General features: G+C 68.3%; 17 protein-coding genes and 1 other RNA gene. 14 read left to right on the plus strand and 4 right to left on the minus strand.

Translation table 11 applies throughout. The features are described 5' to 3' along the window. Positions 1–56 precede the first annotated feature (56 nt). The 4 genes from ABDW31_RS06845 to ABDW31_RS06860 all read right to left on the minus strand — a co-directional run bounded on the left by ABDW31_RS06845 (position 57) and on the right by ABDW31_RS06860 (position 3717). Positions 57–431 (minus strand): response regulator, encoded by a 375-nt coding sequence (locus tag ABDW31_RS06845; RefSeq protein ID WP_184717663.1) that lies wholly within the window; start codon positions 429–431, stop codon positions 57–59. A gap of 4 nt (positions 432–435) precedes the next feature. Next, a complete protein-coding gene (locus tag ABDW31_RS06850; protein ID WP_184717665.1) occupies positions 436–972 on the minus strand; it encodes an AraC family transcriptional regulator in 537 nt (178 codons plus the stop codon). Between the two features lie 386 nt (positions 973–1358). Next, positions 1359–2891 carry an AMP-binding protein gene (locus ABDW31_RS06855; RefSeq protein WP_184717666.1) on the minus strand — a complete coding sequence of 511 codons (1533 nt, stop codon included), beginning with the start codon at positions 2889–2891 and terminating at the stop codon, positions 1359–1361. Between the two features lie 13 nt (positions 2892–2904). Then, positions 2905–3717, minus strand: coding sequence for a crotonase/enoyl-CoA hydratase family protein (locus ABDW31_RS06860; protein WP_343698449.1), 813 nt, complete (start codon positions 3715–3717; stop codon positions 2905–2907). A 96-nt stretch (positions 3718–3813) separates the two neighbouring features. Between ABDW31_RS06860 and ABDW31_RS06865 the strand changes: the two genes are divergently transcribed. The 14 genes from ABDW31_RS06865 to murD all read left to right on the plus strand — a co-directional run bounded on the left by ABDW31_RS06865 (position 3814) and on the right by murD (position 17760). Further along, positions 3814–4614, plus strand: coding sequence for a PaaX family transcriptional regulator (locus tag ABDW31_RS06865; protein WP_184717670.1), 801 nt, complete (start codon positions 3814–3816; stop codon positions 4612–4614). A 108-nt stretch (positions 4615–4722) separates the two neighbouring features. Then, positions 4723–5418, plus strand: a complete 696-nt coding sequence (locus tag ABDW31_RS06870) for a hypothetical protein (protein WP_184717672.1) — start codon at positions 4723–4725, stop codon at positions 5416–5418. A 295-nt stretch (positions 5419–5713) separates the two neighbouring features. Beyond that, positions 5714–6607, plus strand: coding sequence for a DMT family transporter (locus tag ABDW31_RS06875; RefSeq protein ID WP_184717674.1), 894 nt, complete (start codon positions 5714–5716; stop codon positions 6605–6607). Further along, positions 6604–7332 (plus strand): N-acetylmuramoyl-L-alanine amidase, encoded by a 729-nt coding sequence (locus tag ABDW31_RS06880; RefSeq protein ID WP_184717676.1) that lies wholly within the window; start codon positions 6604–6606, stop codon positions 7330–7332. The genes ABDW31_RS06875 and ABDW31_RS06880 overlap by 4 nt, the downstream gene beginning before the upstream one ends. Further along, a complete protein-coding gene (locus ABDW31_RS06885; RefSeq protein WP_184717677.1) occupies positions 7332–7931 on the plus strand; it encodes an FMN-binding negative transcriptional regulator in 600 nt (199 codons plus the stop codon). The genes ABDW31_RS06880 and ABDW31_RS06885 overlap by 1 nt, the downstream gene beginning before the upstream one ends. A 171-nt stretch (positions 7932–8102) precedes the next feature. Beyond that, positions 8103–8483: RNase P RNA component class A (gene rnpB, locus ABDW31_RS06890), an RNA gene on the plus strand. A 312-nt stretch (positions 8484–8795) separates the two neighbouring features. Next, complete coding sequence (locus tag ABDW31_RS06895) at positions 8796–9263, plus strand: division/cell wall cluster transcriptional repressor MraZ (RefSeq protein WP_184717679.1); 468 nt, start codon at positions 8796–8798, stop codon at positions 9261–9263. After that, positions 9260–10195 (plus strand): 16S rRNA (cytosine(1402)-N(4))-methyltransferase RsmH, encoded by a 936-nt coding sequence (rsmH, locus tag ABDW31_RS06900; RefSeq protein ID WP_184717681.1) that lies wholly within the window; start codon positions 9260–9262, stop codon positions 10193–10195. Before ABDW31_RS06895 ends, rsmH begins: the two co-directional genes overlap by 4 nt. Continuing rightward, positions 10192–10635 carry a cell division protein gene (locus ABDW31_RS06905; protein ID WP_184717683.1) on the plus strand — a complete coding sequence of 148 codons (444 nt, stop codon included), beginning with the start codon at positions 10192–10194 and terminating at the stop codon, positions 10633–10635. Before rsmH ends, ABDW31_RS06905 begins: the two co-directional genes overlap by 4 nt. Then, positions 10632–12389: a penicillin-binding protein 2 gene (locus ABDW31_RS06910; RefSeq protein ID WP_184717685.1), complete on the plus strand. Its 1758-nt coding sequence runs from the start codon at positions 10632–10634 to the stop codon at positions 12387–12389. Before ABDW31_RS06905 ends, ABDW31_RS06910 begins: the two co-directional genes overlap by 4 nt. Further along, complete coding sequence (locus tag ABDW31_RS06915) at positions 12386–13846, plus strand: UDP-N-acetylmuramoyl-L-alanyl-D-glutamate--2,6-diaminopimelate ligase (RefSeq protein WP_184717687.1); 1461 nt, start codon at positions 12386–12388, stop codon at positions 13844–13846. Before ABDW31_RS06910 ends, ABDW31_RS06915 begins: the two co-directional genes overlap by 4 nt. Next, complete coding sequence (gene murF / locus ABDW31_RS06920; protein WP_184717689.1) at positions 13839–15224, plus strand: UDP-N-acetylmuramoyl-tripeptide--D-alanyl-D-alanine ligase; 1386 nt, start codon at positions 13839–13841, stop codon at positions 15222–15224. Before ABDW31_RS06915 ends, murF begins: the two co-directional genes overlap by 8 nt. Beyond that, on the plus strand, positions 15224–16336 hold the full coding sequence (gene mraY, locus ABDW31_RS06925; protein WP_184717691.1) for a phospho-N-acetylmuramoyl-pentapeptide-transferase: 1113 nt from the start codon (positions 15224–15226) through the stop codon (positions 16334–16336). The genes murF and mraY overlap by 1 nt, the downstream gene beginning before the upstream one ends. Before the next feature lie 14 nt (positions 16337–16350). Beyond that, the gene (murD, locus tag ABDW31_RS06930) at positions 16351–17760 is read left to right on the plus strand and encodes a UDP-N-acetylmuramoyl-L-alanine--D-glutamate ligase (protein WP_184717693.1); all 1410 of its coding nucleotides are present in this window, start codon (positions 16351–16353) and stop codon (positions 17758–17760) included. Positions 17761–17767 lie beyond the last annotated feature (7 nt).

Genomic DNA, 17767 nt, shown 5'->3' on the forward strand with positions numbered 1-17767 from the left:
CCAAACGCCTGCCTGGCGTTCTTGCCCCGTAACGACGGTCGACGAAAAGCGAAATCTCAACCTTGGCGACGGGCCAACGCCTTTTCCACACAGGCCAGCAGAGCGTCGGCGGCGAAGGGTTTGCGCAGCACGCAAAGCGCGCCGGTCGCCGCCGCCCGGCTCAGAAGGTCGGTTTCGCCGCGAGCGGTGATGATCACGACCGGCGGCGATGGCGTCGCATCGCGCAGCCTCAGCGCCAGGTCGATCCCGCTGAGGCCGGGCAGTTGGAGGTCGGTGACGACGCAGTCCGCGCTCCCGGCCTCGCCGCTTTCCAGGAACGCCTCGGCCGAGCCGTGGCCGCTGCCGATCCAGCCCACGGCCGCGAACAGGGTCATCAGAGCGTCTCTCAGCGACGCGTCGTCTTCGACGATCGAGATGCGGGGCGAACGCACCGACCTACTGCAGGACCTGGCCGCGCATCCGCCGCCAGCGGTGCGGCGTGACGCCGGTGAGCTTGCCGAACACCCGCGTCATGTGAGCCTGGTCGGCGAAGCCGCAGGTCAGGGCGATATCGGCCAGGCTCTGCTCCGCCTGGCCGATCAGGTTCTGGGCCAGAGCGACCCGGCGACCCATCACATAGGCATGGGCGGATTGACCGAAGGTCTTGCGGAACGCCCGGCCGAAATAGCTGACCGACAGATTGGTGAGCCGCGCCAGTTCGGTGTTGCAGATCACCGCGTCCAGATTGGCGTCGATATGGGCCTGAAGCCGGCGCGCCTTCCAGACGGGCAGGCCGCCGATTTCCGTCTCGATCGTCTTCGGGGGGAGGAGGGCGGGCTCGACCGGTGCGAGCACGTCCAGGCCAGCCATCTGGGCCAGACGGGCGATCGCCGCGCGGGCTTCGTGGAGAGCAGCAGGGGGGATGTGCTGAGCCTCGGCCAAAAGGGCCTGAAGCGGAGCGGCGGCGGGCTGGGTCGAGGTCTGGAAGGTCATGGCGTGTCCCCGGTTCGAAGGTTTCGAAGTCGGGATCACGATGATCGGCCCAGCATTCGCCAGCCATCGGACCTAGGTCTCGACCGGGGCCTACTTGAGTATGAGCCCCCCTATACGAAGGTATGGTTGGCCAAGGCCATGGATCGCCACAAGGGGGGGCGTCCTAGGCGGCGCGTCCCATCTCCTCCAGATACAGCGCCTCCAGATCCTGGGCGGTGATCGTGTCGGCCGCGAGGGTGCGACGCAGGCGGCCGGCGCGCATCAGGCCATCATCATAGCCCCCAAAGTGCTCGAAAGGAATCGTTATGATATAATATATCATCTTTATCTCGCGCTTAGGGGAAGGGGCGTGAAGCTGTCAAGCTTGGGGCCAGAACGTCGCGCCGTCAGTCGGCCAACATGCGCGCCTTCAGGGTCTTGCGATCCAGCTTGCCGACGGCCGTCTTCGGGATGGCGTCGGCAAACACGATCCGGTGCGGCTTCTTGTAGGAGGCGATGGCGCCCGCGACGTGGGCGGTCAACTCAGCCTCGCTCACGTCCTGGCCGGCGCGCCGCACGATCACGGCGGTGACGGCCTCGACCCACTTGTCGTCGGGCAGGCCCACAACCGCGACCTCCAGCACCGCCGGATGGGTGATCAGGGCGTCCTCCACCTCGCGCGGATAGATGTTGTAGCCGCCCGAGATGATCATGTCCGAGGTGCGGTCGCGCAGGTGCAGCAGGCCGATCGCGTCGAACAGGCCGACGTCGCGGGTATGGACCCAGCCCTCAGCGTCGAAGGTCTGGGCGTTCAGGTCCGGGGCGTTGAAGTAGCCGGCCGCGGCGCTGGGCGTGCGCACCAGGATCTCGCCGGTCTCGCCCGCCGCCACGTCATGGCCGGCCTCATCGACCAGCCGGATCTCGACATCCGCCGCCGGCCGCCCGCAGGCGCCCAGTTGATCGCCGTGGTGATCCTCGGGTCGCAGCACGGCGATGCACAGCGGGACCTCGGTCTGGCCGAAATACTGCCAGAACCGATCCTGGCCGAAGCGGGCGATGGCCCGCTGGATCACTGCACGCGGCATGGGCGAGGCGCCGTAGATGATCCGCTCCAGCGACGAGACGTCGAAACGGTCGATGTCGGGATGCTCCAGCAGCATCTGCATCATGGTCGGCACCAGGTTGATTGCGGTGACCCGATGCTCGGCGATCGCCTGCAGGAAGGTGGCGGGCGCAAAGCCCGGCAGCACGACATTGCGCGCCCCGCGCAGCCACAGCGGCAATACGAACGTGCCACTGGCGTGGATCAGCAAGGCCGAGTGCAGCATGGCGTCGTCGGGGCCGGCCGGGAACAGGTTCATCAAGATGTTCCGGCAGATCGCCGCATAGGAGCCCTGCGTGTGTTGGGCCGCCTTCAGCACGCCGGTGGTGCCCGACGTGTAGAGTGTGACGATCACGTCCTCGGGCCGGGCGTCGGCCTCCGGTGCGGTGGTCGGCATCGCCTCGGCCATGGCCAGCAGGTCGTCGCCGTCGTCCAGCCGCGCCCCCAGGCCCAGGCAGGCCAGATCCGGCTTCAGCGCCTTCAGCTCGGCGGCGCGGTCCAGCAGGTCCGGGCCGAACACCAGGACGCCGCACTGGGCCTCGGTCAGCATCCGGGCGTGCTCGGCGGCCGACAGGCGGGCGTTCAGCGGCACGCGGTTCAGGCGCGCCTTCACGCAGGCGAAGTCCAGGGGCACGCTGTGGACGCCGTTATTGGCCAGCAGCGCCACGCGGTAGTGCGGCGACAGGCCGGCCGAGCGCATCGCGTGGGCCAGTCGGTTGGCGCGAAGGTTCACCTCGGCGAAGGTCAGGCTTTGCCCCTCGGCGATCACGGCGATGCGGTCGGCGTGCTGGCGCGCGCCGCGCTCGATCAGCTCCAGGCAGGTCGGGCCTTGGGTCATGGCGGGATCTCCCTCAGCGTCCGAACTGGCCGTGACGGCCGGCGCCGCCCACGAAACGACGCGCGCCCGCGCGGCCTTCCGCCGCCACGATCGGCGCGCCCAGGCGACCCTCCTGTTCCAAGGCGGCGTCCAGCGGCAGGTCCCACTGGGCGTAGGCCGAATGGCGGTCGGCCTTCATGCAGGCCTGAGGGAAGGCGGCGATCTCGCGGGCTAGGGCCTCGGCGGCGGCGCGGGCCTGGCCCGGCGACACGACCCGGTTGGCCAGGCCCATGGCAAGGGCCTCGCGGGCGTCGACCGGACGGCCGGTCAGGATCATGTCCAAGGCGCGCGACATGCCGATCGCCCGCGGCAGGCGCACCGTGCCGCCGTCGATCAGCGGCACGCCCCAGCGCCGGCAGAAGACGCCGAAGATCGCGCTTTCCTCGGCCACCCGCAGGTCGGCCAGCAGGGCCAGCTCCAGTCCGCCGGCCACGGCATGACCGGTCACGGCGGCGATCAGCGGCTTGGACAGCAGGAGGCGCGAGGGTCCCATCGGGCCGGCCCCGCCGCCGCTAGGGTCCAGCTCGTGGGCCCGGGCCGGATCCTCCAGCGCCGACAGATCCGCGCCAGCGCAGAACGCGCCGCCTTCTCCGAACAGCACCGCCACAGCCTGGCTGTCATCGGCCTCGAAGGCCTGGAACGCCGCGCGCAACGCCAGGGCCATGGGGCCGTCAACGGCGTTCCGCCGCTCGGGCTTGCTCAGGATGATGGTAGTGATCGCGCCGTTGATCTCGACCCGGACGCCGGCGTCCGAGCGGTCGGGCGCGGGGGTGCTGTCCGCCGTCACGTTGTCCTCCCTGGTTGAGATGTTACAGATCATGATGAAAATAGATCATCAAGAGAAACATTCGGCCTGAGGTAAAATCGGGCTAAGAGCTGAAACATGACGCCGGTCGTTCCGCCTGCCACCGATCTCGTGCTCGACCTGCTGACCGCGGTCGACGGCGGCAGGCTGTCGGTCCAGGACCTGGGCCGCGCAGGGGCGATCCTGGGCGTAGGCGAGGGCCAGATGCGCGTGGCCCTGACCCGGCTGGTCCAGCAGCAAAAGCTCTGCAAGGCCGAGCGGGGGCTGTACGGCTTCCATTCCGCCTATCAGCCCATGGCCGAGGACGTGATCGGCTGGCTGGGCCGGGTGTCGTGGATGACGCCCTGGGCGGGCGACTGGGTCGCCGTCGTCGACCCCCGGATCCCGACGACGGACCGCACTCGGCTGCGCCGGCATCAACGGGCCCTGAGCCTGCGGGGCTTTCGCACCTGGCGGCCGGGCTTCCACCTGCGCCCCGCCAACCTGGTCGGACGGGCGGAGAGCCTGCGGCTTCAGCTTCCGCAGCTGGGCCTGGCCGAGGGCGCCGAGGTGATCGGTGTGGAGCGGCTGGACGCGGTCCAGCACACCGAGGTTCAGGCGTTGTGGGCCATCGACGCCTTGCGCGCCAATTATCGCCGCCTGATCCAGGCCCTTGTCGAGAGCGAGCCGCGCCTGGACCAGTTCGCGCCCGAGGCCGCCGCCCGCGAGAGCTTGCTGCTGGGCCGCGCGGTGATCGCCGAGATCATGCACGACCCCTTGCTGCCCTCCGAGCTGATCGGGGGCGGCGAACTTCTGGAGCTGGTCGAGCGCATGCGTCTCTACCAGGAGCGCGGACGCCGCATCTGGAGCCACGTATTGGGGCAGGGCGCCGCGCGCTAACCGGCGCTGGACTGGGTGGCTGGTCGGCAAAGCGCGAGTGTTCGGCTTACTATGCGCCATGCGATCTGGGAAGGTCGCCGGGTCGCTTCGTTCGATCGGATTGGCGCCATGATCCCCAAGGCTTCGCAGATGGACTTCATCCGTATTCTCCGGTCGCTGGAGGAGTTCCTGTACGAGGTGATGACCTGGCTGGTCTTCTATCCTCGGACGTTGCTGCGCACCGCGTTCCGGCCGGTCGAGGTCCTGGAATATTCGCGCACGGAAATGCGCAAGCCCGAGGAGGAGCAGTTCCAGGACGCCCTCAGCGCGCCGCTGTTCCTGATGCTGACGCTGGTCATCTCACACACGCTGGAGTTGGTGGTGGCGCCCAAGGTCTTCGACGTCGGAGGGCCGGCGGCCGCGCGGCTGTTCGGCTCGTACCAGAACCTGGTGATCCTGCGCTCGCTGATGTTCGCGGCGTTCCCGCTGATGTTCGCCCTGCAACAGGTCAAGGACACCAAGCAGGCCCTGACCCGGCAGACGCTGCGCGGGCCGTTCTTCGGCGAGTGCTATCCGGCGGCGGTGTTCTGCCTGGTGTTCGGCATCGGCGCGACCCTGGCCCAGGGCTTCCCGCACCATCGCCCGATCGGCTGGATGTGCATGGCGGTGGCGACCGTCTGGTACCTCGTGCTTCAGGTGATCTGGCTGAAGCGCTTCAACGAGCGCTGGAGCCGCGCGATCCTGGTCACGGCGACGTCGTTTCTCAAGGCGCTGGTCGTGGTGTTGATCGTCTCGGTATCCGTGGCCCTGGCGATCAAGGATTAGGGCCGACGCGCGAGCGCCGGCCCCGTCCTGGCTAGAACTTGCGATCGCCGCCCGACGATTTGACCACGACTAGGTGACATTCGATGTGCGAAAAAGTCGAGTTCAGCCTCGCATGCTGCTTTTCGTTGATTGCGGCGCGGCCCTGGTCCAAGGCTCGGCGGCGGCGCTGATGGCGAACCGGTACTAGTCGCAAGCGGCGATCCGGCCCGGTTTGCCCAATCTGCGCATTTGGCGATCCCCTGAAAATCCAGCGTGCTAAAGGGGCAGTCCAAACCTGCACGAACAAAAACGCTTCATGTCCCTGCGCGACTTCGGTCTTCTGGTCCTGATCTGCCTGGTCTGGGCCGGCAACAACATCATCTCGAAGATCGTGGTCGCCCACTGGGGCGTGCCGCCGCTGTTCTATGCGGCCGTGCGCTTCGCTCTGGTGATGCTGGCGACCCTGCCGTGGCTGCTGCCCGCGCCGCGCCCGACCTGGCGCATCGTGGTGGTGGCGCTGCTGATGGGGGCGGGGAACTTCGCGCTGCTGTTCATGGGCTTCAAGACCGCCTCGCCGTCGGCCGCCTCGGTGGTGATCCAGCTGGGTGTGCCGTTCACGACCCTGCTATCGGTGCTGATGCTGGGCGAGAAGATCCATTGGCGGCGAGGCCTAGGCATCGCCCTGACCCTGGCTGGCGCGGTGACGGTGATGTGGAGCCCCAAGGGCCTGCAGCTGTCACCCGGCCTCTGGCTGATCGCCGCCGCCGCCTTCGCCGGTTCGCTGGGGGCGGTGATGATGAAGCAGGTCGAGGGCGTCAAACCGCTGCAGTTCCAGGCTTGGGTCGGATTCTCGTCGGTGTGGCCGCTGGCGGCGATGAGCAGCTTCATGGAGCCGGGACAGGTCTCGGCCGGCCTGGCCGCCGGCTGGCCGTTCATCGTGGCGGTGGTGTTCTCGGCCCTGGTGGTTTCGGTCGTGGCCCACACGGCCTATTACGGTTTGATCCAGCGCTACGAGGCCAATCTGATCGCGCCGCTCACCCTGCTGACGCCGCTGTTCACCATTGGGCTCGGAGTGTTGGTCACCCACGACCACTTCGACCTGCGGATGGGGATCGGCGCGGCCCTGGCTTTGTTCGGCGTTCTGATCATCGCGCTGCGGCGGAATCAGGTCATGCCCTTGCTGATGTCGATCCGGAACCGCGCCCAATGAGCCTGTCCTTTATCGAGGCCCCGTCGCCGAACTTCGACGCCCGCAAGGCCGTGCCCGACACCGTGGTGCTGCACTACACCGGCATGGAAACGGGCGAGGCGGCGATCGAGCGTCTGCGCGATCCCGAGGCCAAGGTCTCGGCCCACTACTGCGTCGAGGAGGACGGCCGCATCGTCCGCCTCGTGCCCGAGGAGCGCCGCGCCTGGCATGCCGGGGCCGCCTTCTGGAAGGGCGCCAAGGACATCAACTCGGCCTCGATCGGCATCGAGATCGTCAACCCTGGCCACGAGTTCGGCTATCGCCCGTTCCCGGAAGCCCAGGTCGCTGCCGTGATCAATCTGCTGGCCGACGTGCGCTCGCGCTGGATGATCTCCGACAGCCGGATCCTCGGCCATTCCGATGTCGCCCCTGCGCGCAAGATCGATCCGGGCGAGCTGTTCCCCTGGCAGCGCTTGGCGCAAAGCGGCCACGGTCTGTGGATCGAGCCGCCGCCGTCTCCCGGCGCGCCGCTGGGTGAGGGCGAGGAGGGGACTGGCGTCTTTGCCCTGCAAGCCGGCCTGAGCCGCCTGGGCTTCGACTGCGCCCCGACCGGCAAGTACGACGAATGGACCACCACTGTCGTCTCGGCCTTCCAGCGCCACTGGCTGCAGACCCGCTTCGACGGCGTCGCCGACGGCGAGACCCGCGCCCGCCTGGTCGGTCTGCTGCGGGCGGCGGCCGAGTAATGCATCCCGCGGCCAGCTTCCATGTCGAGGACCGGACGGTCCTGCTCGACTTCCTGCGCGCCCATCCGTTCGTGACGATCGCCGCCTCCGTCGGCGGCCGGCCGTTCGTGGCCCAGAGCCCGGTGGTGATCCGCGACCTGGGCGGCGAGATCGCGCTCGACTTCCACCTGTCGCGCGGCAACGTGCTGACGCCGCACCTGACGCAAGGCTTCCGGGCGGTGGTGCTGGCCACGGGGCCGGACGCCTATATCAGCCCCGACTGGTACGAGAGCGCCGACCAGGTCCCGACCTGGAACTACCAGTCCGTCGAGGCGGCGGGCTCGGTCGCGCCGCTGAACGACGAGGAACTGGTCGCGCTGCTGGACGACCTCTCGGCCCAGGAAGAGGCGCGGCTGCTGCCGAAGACGCCCTGGACCCGTCACAAGATGAAACCCGGCAAGTTCGAGGCCATGCTGCGCGGCATCCAGGGTGGCCGCCTGTTCGTCGAGCGGCTGGAGGGCACGTTCAAGCTCTCCCAGAACAAGACCGCCGCCGACCGCCTGGGCGCGGCCGCGGGCCTGGGCGATCATCCGATCGCGAGGTTGATGCGCTCCACATAGACTGTCATCCCGGCCAAGCGCGCAGCGCGCCGAGCCGGGACCACGACAAGCATTAGCGTTTCCGGCGGTCCCGGCTCTCCGCTTCGCTGCGGCCAGGATGACAACTATTGTTGACGTCAACGTTGTCTAAAGTTGACGTTTCCATGTCGCGCCGTCAAACACCCTCCCGGACCAGATGGTCGGGCGGTCGCGTCGTCTTCGGACGCCGAGGAAAGTCCGGGCTCCACGGTGACAAGGCGGTGGGTAACGCCCACCGGGAGCGATCCCAGGGATAGCGCCACAGAAAGCAAACCTCCTCCCTACGGGGCGGGAAGGGTGAAAGGGTGGGGTAAGAGCCCACCGCGGACCTGGCGACAGGGACGGCATGGCAAGCCCCGCCTGGAGCAAGACCGAATAGGGACCCCGCGCCGGCCTCGCGTCGGATAGGCCGTCACTGGCTGAGAGGGTCCGGGTAGGTCGCGAGAGCCGTCCAGCAATGGCCGGCCTAGAGGAATGATCGTCGCCGTTTCTTCGGAAACGGAACAGAACCCGGCTTACAGACCGTCTGGTCCGTCTTGGGGCGGAGAGCTTCGGCTCTCCGCCCGCATTGCTTGGCCTCGACTCTGGGCCGGCCTCGCAAAACTCCGTTTTTCAGCATCGCGATGGGACGAGATGACACCGTATGAGTCTTGCGGCGCAATAGTTCTGTGTATGTTCTGTTAATTAATGTCCTGCGCCGGTGAAGAAGGGGTGCGACACCTTTGAAAACTCGACGAAATGGGTTTGGTGTCATTGTCTCCCAGTTCATCCCATGTTAACCCAATTGGCGTCGGAGCGAGATGGCTGCTCGCCGTCCGGCTTGGGTTTGGCGGGGTTTAAGCTTCAGTGTTTCTCTCGACCTTCGAGAAACAGCTCGACAGCAAGCGGCGCATCGTTGTGCCGCAGGAATTCCGCGCGGCCGTCTCGGGCATGTTCGACGGCATCTTCTGCTTCCCCGCCATCGAGGCCGACTGTCTGGAAGCGGGCGGCAAGGCCCTGTTCGACCGCTACATGGGCGTGATCGAGGAGTTGCCGTTCGGCGATCCGACCCGCACGGCGCTGGAAACCAGCATCCTGGGCGGCATGGCCAAGCTTTCGTTTGATACAGCTGGTCGCATTACGCTTCCGGACCACTTGTGCGAAATGTGCGGTCTCACGGATTGGGTGACCGTCGTCGGTATGGGTGAGCGTTTTCAGATCTGGTCGCGCGAGGCTTTCCAGGCCCATCGCGCCGCCCAGCGTGACTTGGCCCGCGACGGCCTGGCGGCCTTGCGCGCCCAGCAGCGCGCCGCAAAGCTGGGGAGCGCCTCGTGAGCGCCGCCCCTCATATCTCGGTCCTGCTGAACGAAGTCGTTGAGGCGCTCGACGCCAAGCCGGGCGACGTCGTCATTGACGGCACTTTCGGTGCAGGCGGCTACACCCGCGCGATCCTGGCGACGGGCGCGAGCGTCGTCGGCTTCGATCGCGATCCCACCGTTCAGCGCTTTACCGAAGGTCTGCCGGCCGACCGCTTCCGCCTGATCGGCGATCGCTTCTCGCAGATGGCCGAGCATTTCGAGCCCGCAAGCGTTGATGGGGTCGTGCTGGATATCGGTGTGTCGTCGATGCAGCTGGACGAGGCCGAGCGCGGCTTTTCGTTCATGCGTGACGGTCCGCTGGACATGCGGATGAGCGACACCGGGCCGACCGCCGCCGATCTCGTGAACACGCTGGACCACACCGAGCTGGCCCGCATCCTGTATGTCTATGGCGAGGAGCACGCCTCGCGCCGCATTGCCAGCTTCCTGATCCGTCGCCGGGAAGAGCGCCCGTTCGAGCGCACCCTGGATCTGGCCCATGTGATCGAGCGGGCTCTGGGCGGCCGCAAGGGCGCCAAGGTGCATCCGGCCACCCGTTCGTTTCAGGGTCTGCGCATCGCGGTCAATGACGAGCTGGGCGAGCTGGAGGCCGGCCTCGCCGCCGCTGAGCGCATCCTCAAGCCGGGCGGCCGCCTGGCGGTGGTCACCTTCCACTCGCTGGAAGACCGGATCGTCAAGAATTACCTGGCCGAGCGGGCAGGGCGCACGCCGGGCGGCTCGCGCCACCTGCCGCAAGTCGTGGCGGGCGCGCCGGCCAGCTTTCAGCTGATCGCCAACAAGGCCATCGCGCCGGGCGAGGCCGAGCTGGCCGTCAATCCGCGCGCTCGCTCGTCGAAGCTGCGCGCCGCCATCCGCACCTCGGCCCCGATCTGGGAGGCCGAGGCATGAGCTCGGTCGGCCTGTTCAACCGCCGGGTCCGGGGTTTTCGCGTCGTCGAGGTCGTGGGCCTGGGCATCCTGCTGACCTTGGTCACCAGCGTCTATCTGGCGAAGACCTTCGCCGGTCGCGAGCGCCAGGAAATCAGCCGCATCGAGCAGCAGATCCAGGACGAGGCGTCGCGCAAGCGCCTGCTTGAGGCCGAGGTCGCTCACCTGGAGCAGCCGCGCCGCATCGAGCAGCTGGCGATGATGATGCAGCTGAAGCCGATCGCGCCGGATCACGAGATCACCGAGGACGCGCTGATCGACGTCGCGCGTCGCCGCGACCTGCCCCGCGGTCCCGTCACGGCCACGCCGGTCGCGCCCGAGGCCCTGATCGCCGACGAGCCGCAGCCGGTGCCGGACGACACCTCGACCCCGCCCCAAATCTCCGGGGAGGCTCTGCGATGAGCCTTTCCAACCTCGGTCCCGGCGGTTTCCAGTCGCGCACCTGGCGCTGGCTGAGCGAGCATGTCTGGCGGCTGGAGCACGCCTTCGAGCGCTCGCGCGCCGCGGCAAAGCCTGAAGACGACACCCGAATCCGCATCTTCCTGGTGATGGCGTTCTTTTCGCTGTGCTTCATCGGCCTGGCGCTGGGCGCGGGCTGGTCGGCGCTGTTCTCCAACGCCGGTCGCGGCAACGGCTACGCCCAGGGCCTGGAAGGCGCGCGCGGCGACATCGTCGACCGCAACGGCAAGCTGCTGGCCGTCGACCTGGCCCACTACGCGCTCTACGTCGATCCGCGCGAGGTCTGGGACGCCAAGGAGACGCGTCGCGCCTTGGGCAAGGCTCTGCCCCAAGTGCCGGGCAAGCGCCTGGACAAGGTGGTGTTCGGCGATCACCGCACCTTCGTGCTGGGCGGCCTGACGCCCGAGCAGAAGGACAAGATCTTCGAGCTGGGCCTGCCGGGCATCTCGTTCGAGGAGCAGGAGCGGCGGATGTATCCGCTGGGCCCGACGGCCGCGCACCTGGTCGGCTTCGTCGACAGCGGCGGCAAGGGTCTGGCCGGCGTCGAGCGCGCCCTGGACGATCCGATCCGCAAGGCCGCGGGCGGCGAGGGCGCGCCCACCCAGCTGTCGATCGACATCCGCGTGCAGGCGGCGCTGGAAGACGAGCTGCGCAAGGCGGCGATGGAATTCACGCCCAAGGGCGCCGTCGGCCTGGTCACCAACGTCCACACCGGCGAGATCCTGGCCCTAGCCAGCTATCCCGACTACGACGCCAACAAGGCCGGCGACGCCACCGACGAGCAGCGCCTGAACCGCGCCGCGGCGTCCGTCTACGAGATGGGCTCGACCTTCAAGGCCTTCACCGTGGCGATCGGCCTGGACACGGGCGTGGCCAACATGGCCTCGACCTTCGACGCGCGCGAGCCCTACAAGCTGGGCTACCGCACGATCCACGACTACCACGCGGCGCGGAAGGTCCTGACCCTGATCGAGGTCTTCCAGCACTCGTCGAACATCGGCACCGCCATCCTGGGCGAGAAGGTCGGCGGCGAGCGTCTCAGCAAGTACTTTACCAATCTGAACCTGACCAAGCCGGCCCAGGTGGAGCTGCGCGAGTCCGCCCGGCCCCTGACCCCGCGCAAGTGGGACATGGACGCGGTGGCCTCGACCTCGTTCGGTCACGGCATCAATGTCAGCCCGCTGGCCCTGGCCCAGGCGATGGGCGCGCTGCTGAACGGCGGCAAGATGATCCCGCTGACGATCAAGAAGATGCCGCCCGGCGTGCGTCCCGAAGGGCAGGCGGTCCTGAACGAGAGCACCTCGCAGCAGATGCTGACGATCATGCGCGCCAACGTTACCGGCGGCAGCGGCAAGACGGCCAACATTCCGGGCCTGTCGGTCGGCGGCAAGACTGGCACCGGCGAGAAGTACGACCCGTCGATCCGGGGCTACAACCACCAGCGCCAGGTGTCGTCGTTCGCGGCCGTGTTTCCGACCGAAGGGGCGATCGAGGCCGATCGCTACTTCGTATTGATCCTGATGGACGAGCCGCACGGCACGGCCAAGACCTTCGGCTTCTCGACGGGCGGCTGGGTCGCCACGCCGGCGGTCGGCCGGGTCATCGATCGCATCGCGCCCTTCCTGGGCGTGCAGAGAAAAGCCGAGCTGGTGACGATCGCCCAGCCGAAGTCGACTGCGCCGGAGGCGGGACTATGACGAAGCGACTGTCCGAGCTTTTCAACCGTCCCTTCGCCGTCGATCCGGCCGTCGCCGGGGTCACCGCCGACAGTCGCAAGGTCACGGCCGGCTGGCTGTTCGCAGCCCTGCCGGGCTCCAAGGTCGACGGCCGCGAGTTCGCCGCCGGCGCAGTGGCTCAGGGCGCCGCCGCCATCCTGGCCCCCGAGGGCGGGCTGGAAGGCCTGGGCGTTCCGGTCGTCCGCTCCGAGGACGCCCGCCGCGCCTACGCCCTGGCCTCGGCCGCCTTCTGGGGCAAGCAGCCGGCCATGTGCGTGGCGGTCACCGGCACTAACGGCAAGACCTCGGTCGCCGGCTTCGCCCGCCAGATCTTCGCCGGTCTTGGGCGTAAAGCAGCTAGCATGGGCACCTTGGGCGTGGTGGTCAGCGAGAAGGGCCAGCCCGACCAGCAGCTGACCCCGCCGGGCCTGACCACGCCGGACGCCGGCGATGTGGCCGAGATGGTCGCGCGCCTGGCCGACATGGGCGTCACCCACCTGGCGCTGGAAGCCAGCTCGCACGGCGTCGATCAGCGCCGCATCGACGGCGTGCGCCTGAACGCCGCCGGCTTCACCAACTTCACCCAGGATCACCTGGACTATCACGGCTCGATGGAGGCCTATCGCGCCGCCAAGCTGCGCCTGTTCGACACCCTGGCGCCCAACGGCGGCACGGCGGTTCTGAACGCCGACAGCGAGGCCTTCCCCAACTTCGCCGCCGCCGCCGTCACCTCGGGCCAGAGCATCTTCTCGGTCGGCGAGGACGGCCAGGGCCTGCGCCTGATTTCGCGCACCCCGACCCCGGAAGGCCAGACCCTGGTGATCGAGGCCGGCGACGAGACCTACAAGATCAAGCTGCCGCTGGCGGGCGCCTTCCAGGCCTCGAACGTGCTGGTCGCCGCCGGCCTGTGCATTGCCGCCGGCGAGGATCCGGTTGCGGTGCTGAAGGCGCTTGAGACCTTGGAAGGCGCGGCCGGCCGGCTTCAGCGTGTGGGCCGCGGCCCCAAAGGCGGCGAGGCCTATGTCGATTACGCCCACACGCCTGACGGCCTGCAGACGGTGCTTGAGGCTCTGCGCCCGCACACGCGCGGCAAACTGATCGCCGTGTTCGGCGCCGGCGGCGACCGCGATCGCGGCAAGCGCCCCCTGATGGGCGCGATCGGCGCCAAGCTGGCCGACATCGCCATCGTCACCGACGACAACCCGCGCTCGGAAGACCCCGCATCGATCCGCGCCGCCGTGCTGGAAGCCGCGCCGGGCGCGCGCGAGATCGGCGACCGCCGCGCCGCCATCCGCGCCGCCGTGGCCCTGATGGGCGAGGGCGATGTGCTGGTCATCGCTGGCAAGGGCCACGAGCAGGGCCAGACCATCGCCGGCGTCGTCCACCCGTTCGACGACGTGGCCGTGACCCTGGAAGCGCTGGAGGGCGTCGATGCCTGAAGCCCTCTGGACCGCTGACGAGATCGCCGCCGCGACAGGCGGTACGGTCGCCGGCGACTTCGCCGCCAACGGCGTCTCGATCGACACCCGCTCGGTCGAGCCGGGCGACCTGTTCGTCGCCCTGGTCGGCGCGCGCGACGGCCACGACTTCGTCGGCGACGCCCGCATCGCCGGCGCCACCGGCGCCCTGGCGTCCAAGTCCGTCGCCGGTCCCGCCGTGATCGTGGCCGACACCTTCAAGGCCCTGGAAGCCCTGGGCGTCGCCGCCCGTGAGCGCGCGCCGCAGTGCCGACGCGGCGCGGTCACCGGCTCGGTCGGCAAGACCAGCGTCACCCGCGCCGTCGAGGCCGGCCTGCGCCTGGCGGGCAAGGCCCACGCCTCGGTGAAGAGCTACAACAACCACATTGGTGTGCCCCTGACCCTGGCTCGGATGCCGCGCGACACGGAGCGCGCCGTGTTCGAGATCGGCATGAACCACGCCGACGAGATCACCCCTCTCAGCCAGTTCGTCCGCCCGCATGCGGTGGCCATCACCACGGTCGGCCCGGTCCACCTGGAGAACTTCGAGAACGAAGAAGGCGTGGCCCGCGCCAAGGCCGAGATCTTCGACGGTATCGAGCCCGGCGGCATCGCCGTGCTGAACGCCGACAACAAGTGGTTCGACCTGCTGAAGGCCGAGGCCGAGAAGGCCGGCGCCACCGTCTGGAGCTTCGGCGAGGCCGCCGGCGCGACCGCGCGCCTGACCGGCTTCGCGGTCGAGGGCGAGGGCGCGACGGTGTCGGTCGAGCTGCGCGGCGAGGCGATCCGCTTCCCGATCCTCCAGACCGGCGTGCACTGGGGCCCCAACAGCCTGTGCGTCCTGCTAATGCTGGAAGCCCTGGACGTGTCGCGCGAGACCGCCCTGGCGGCCCTGGGCGCCTTCGCCCTGATCGAGGGCCGCGGGGCCGAGAAGACGGTGCGGATCCCGGGCGGGTCCTTCACCCTGGTCGACGAGAGCTACAACGCCAATCCGGTCTCGATGCAAGCCGCCCTGAAGACCCTGGGCGCGCGCAAGGTGGCAGGCCGCCGGGTGATCGTCCTGACCGACATGCTCGAACTGGGCGAGGACAGCCCGCGCTTTCACGCCGAGCTTGCAGGGCCGATCGCGCGTGCAAACGTCGACGCGGTTTTTCTCGCAGGCGTCCACATGAAATCGCTGTGGGAGCAGCTTCCGCCGACTCGGCAGGGCGGCTACGCGGAAGTTACTGAAAAGTTAACGTCGTCGCTGACGGGGGCTGTCCAGCCTGGCGACGTGGTGATGGTGAAGGGGTCGAACGGATCCAAGGCCGGCGTCCTCGCCAAGGCCCTGGCCGCGCTCGATCTTGGGGAACAGGGCTGATGCTGTACTTCCTGTATGAATGGCTGGCGCGCTCGCAAGAGCATGTCCCGGCGCTGAACCTGCTGAAGTACCTGACCTTCCGGTCGGGCATGGCGATGCTTACCGCCTATATCGTGGCCGTCGCCATGGGCTCGCGCTTCATCCGCTGGATGAAGGCCAAGCAGGGCAAGGGTCAGCCGATCCGCACCGATGGCATCGCGCGCCACGTCACCGAGAAGGCCGGCACCCCGACCATGGGCGGCTTCATGATCCTGGCCGGCCTGTTCGCCGGCGCGCTGCTGTGGGCGGATCTCCGCAACATTCACGTCTGGGTCGTGCTGCTGGTCACCGGCAGCTACGGCGTGCTGGGCTTCATGGACGACTACGCCAAGGTCACCAAGCAGACCACGGCCGGCCTCTCCAGCGGCCAGAAGCTGGTCGCCCAGTTCATCGTGGCGATCATCGCCACGGTTATCCTCATCCAGTTCGCGCCCAAGTCGCCGATGACGCCGGGGATGGAAACCAGCGTGGTCTTCCCGATCTTCAAGGCGCTGGTGATCAATATGGGCTGGTTCTACATCGCCTTCGCGGCGGTCACGATCGCCGGCTTCTCGAACGCCGTGAACCTGACCGACGGCCTGGACGGCCTGGCCATCGTGCCGGTGATGTTCGCCGCCTCGACCTTCGGCCTGATCGCCTATCTGGTCGGCAACTACCGCTTCGCCGACTATCTGAACCTGCACTTCGCGCCGGGCGTCGGCGAGCTGGCGGTGGTCTGCGCCGCCATCATCGGCGGCGGCATGGGCTTCCTCTGGTACAACGCCCCGCCGGCCAAGATCTTCATGGGCGACACCGGTTCGCTGGCCCTGGGCGGTGCGCTGGGCGCGATCGCCGTCTGCGCCAAGCACGAGCTGGTGCTGGGCATCGTCGGCGGTCTGTTCGTGGCCGAGGCGCTGTCGGTGATCATCCAGGTCGCCTACTTCAAGAAGACCGGCAAGCGGGTCTTCTTGATGGCGCCGATCCACCACCATTTCGAGAAGCTGGGCTGGGCTGAATCCACCGTCGTGATCCGCTTCTGGATTGTGTCGATGATGCTGTCCTTCGTCGGCCTCGCCACCCTCAAGCTGCGCTAGGAGAGGCGAGAAGCATGATCCCGGTCCGTGGTTTCGAGGACAAGACCGTCGCCGTGTTCGGCCTGGGCCGCACGGGGCTGACGGCGGCGCGCGCCTTGATCGCGGGCGGGGCGAAGGTCGCCCTGTGGGACGAGAAGCCGGCCAGCCGCGAGGCGGCCGCCGCCGAGGGCTTCCCGGTCGTCGACCTGGAAACCGCCGACTGGTCGCAATTCGCGGCCCTGATGCTGTCGCCGGGCGTGCCCCTGACTCATCCCAAGCCGCACTGGACCGTGACCAAGGCCAAGGCCGCCGGGGTCGAGGTTCTGGGCGACGTCGAGCTCTTCGCCCGGACGGTCAACGCCGCCCCGGTCCACAAGCGTCCGAAGATCATCGCCATCACCGGCACCAACGGCAAGTCGACGACGACGGCCCTGGTCGGCCACCTGTGCGCCTCGGCCGGTCGCGACACCCGCGTCGGCGGCAATATCGGCCTGGGCGTCCTGGGTCTTGAGGACATGCACGGCGGCGCGGTCTACGTGCTGGAGCTGTCCTCGTACCAGCTGGACCTGACCTCGAGCCTGAAGCCCGACGCGGTCGTGCTGCTGAACATCTCGCCCGACCACCTGGACCGCCACGGCGGCATGGAAGGCTACGTCACGGCCAAGCGCCGGATCTTCCTGAACCAAGGCAAGGGCGACACCGCCATCATCGGCGTCGACGATCCGTGGTGCCAGCAGATCTGCACCGAGATCACTGCCGCCAACCGCCGCACCATCTGGCCGATCAGCGCCGGCAAGGCCATGGGCCGGGGCGTCTACGCCCTGCAGGGCGTGCTGTATGACGCCACCGGCGAACGCGTGGTCGAGGTCGCCGATCTGCTACGCGCCCGCAGCCTGCCGGGCCGTCACAACTGGCAGAACGCTGCGGCCGCGTACGCCGCCGCCCGCGCCATCGGCATCCCGGTCCACCAGGCCGTCGAGGGGCTGATGACCTTCCCGGGCCTTGCCCACCGCATGGAAACCGTCGGCAAGATCGGCAAGGTCCGCTTCGTCAACGACAGCAAGGCCACCAACGCCGACGCTGCCCGCCAGGCGATGTCCAGCTATCCGAAGTTCTACTGGATCGGCGGCGGCGTGGCGAAGGCTGGCGGCATCGACGATCTCAAGGACCTCTTCCCGCGCATCGCCAAGGCCTATCTGATCGGTGAAGCCGCCGACGCCTTCGCCACGACCCTGGCCGGCAAGGCCGAGGTCAAGATGAGCGGCACGCTGGAAAAGGCTGTGCAGCAGGCTCATGCCGACGCCGCCGCCAGCGGCGAGGACGCCATCGTCCTGCTCTCCCCCGCCTGCGCCTCGTTCGACCAGTTCAGCGACTTCGAAGCGCGCGGCGAGGCCTTCCGTAATGCAGTGATGGGCCTGAGCACCGGCAAGGCGGCGGTCGCCTAAGGGCGGC

The organism is Caulobacter sp. (assembly GCF_039596335.1).
Taxonomy (GTDB): domain Bacteria; phylum Pseudomonadota; class Alphaproteobacteria; order Caulobacterales; family Caulobacteraceae; genus Caulobacter.

Bases quoted from the DNA above. Each gene is read 5' to 3' on its own strand.
- ABDW31_RS06855 (WP_184717666.1), bottom strand. From the start codon at position 2,891: ATGACCCAAGGCCCGACCTGCCTGGAGCTGATCGAGCGCGGCGCGCGC.
- ABDW31_RS06865 (WP_184717670.1), top strand. From the start codon at position 3,814: ATGACGCCGGTCGTTCCGCCTGCCACCGATCTCGTGCTCGACCTGCTG.
- ABDW31_RS06885 (WP_184717677.1), top strand. From the start codon at position 7,332: ATGCATCCCGCGGCCAGCTTCCATGTCGAGGACCGGACGGTCCTGCTC.
- mraY (WP_184717691.1), top strand. From the start codon at position 15,224: ATGCTGTACTTCCTGTATGAATGGCTGGCGCGCTCGCAAGAGCATGTC.
- ABDW31_RS06875 (WP_184717674.1), top strand. From the start codon at position 5,714: ATGTCCCTGCGCGACTTCGGTCTTCTGGTCCTGATCTGCCTGGTCTGG.
- ABDW31_RS06880 (WP_184717676.1), top strand. From the start codon at position 6,604: ATGAGCCTGTCCTTTATCGAGGCCCCGTCGCCGAACTTCGACGCCCGC.
- ABDW31_RS06850 (WP_184717665.1), bottom strand. From the start codon at position 972: ATGACCTTCCAGACCTCGACCCAGCCCGCCGCCGCTCCGCTTCAGGCC.
- ABDW31_RS06915 (WP_184717687.1), top strand. From the start codon at position 12,386: ATGACGAAGCGACTGTCCGAGCTTTTCAACCGTCCCTTCGCCGTCGAT.
- murF (WP_184717689.1), top strand. From the start codon at position 13,839: ATGCCTGAAGCCCTCTGGACCGCTGACGAGATCGCCGCCGCGACAGGC.
- murD (WP_184717693.1), top strand. From the start codon at position 16,351: ATGATCCCGGTCCGTGGTTTCGAGGACAAGACCGTCGCCGTGTTCGGC.
- ABDW31_RS06910 (WP_184717685.1), top strand. From the start codon at position 10,632: ATGAGCCTTTCCAACCTCGGTCCCGGCGGTTTCCAGTCGCGCACCTGG.
- ABDW31_RS06870 (WP_184717672.1), top strand. From the start codon at position 4,723: ATGATCCCCAAGGCTTCGCAGATGGACTTCATCCGTATTCTCCGGTCG.
- ABDW31_RS06905 (WP_184717683.1), top strand. From the start codon at position 10,192: ATGAGCTCGGTCGGCCTGTTCAACCGCCGGGTCCGGGGTTTTCGCGTC.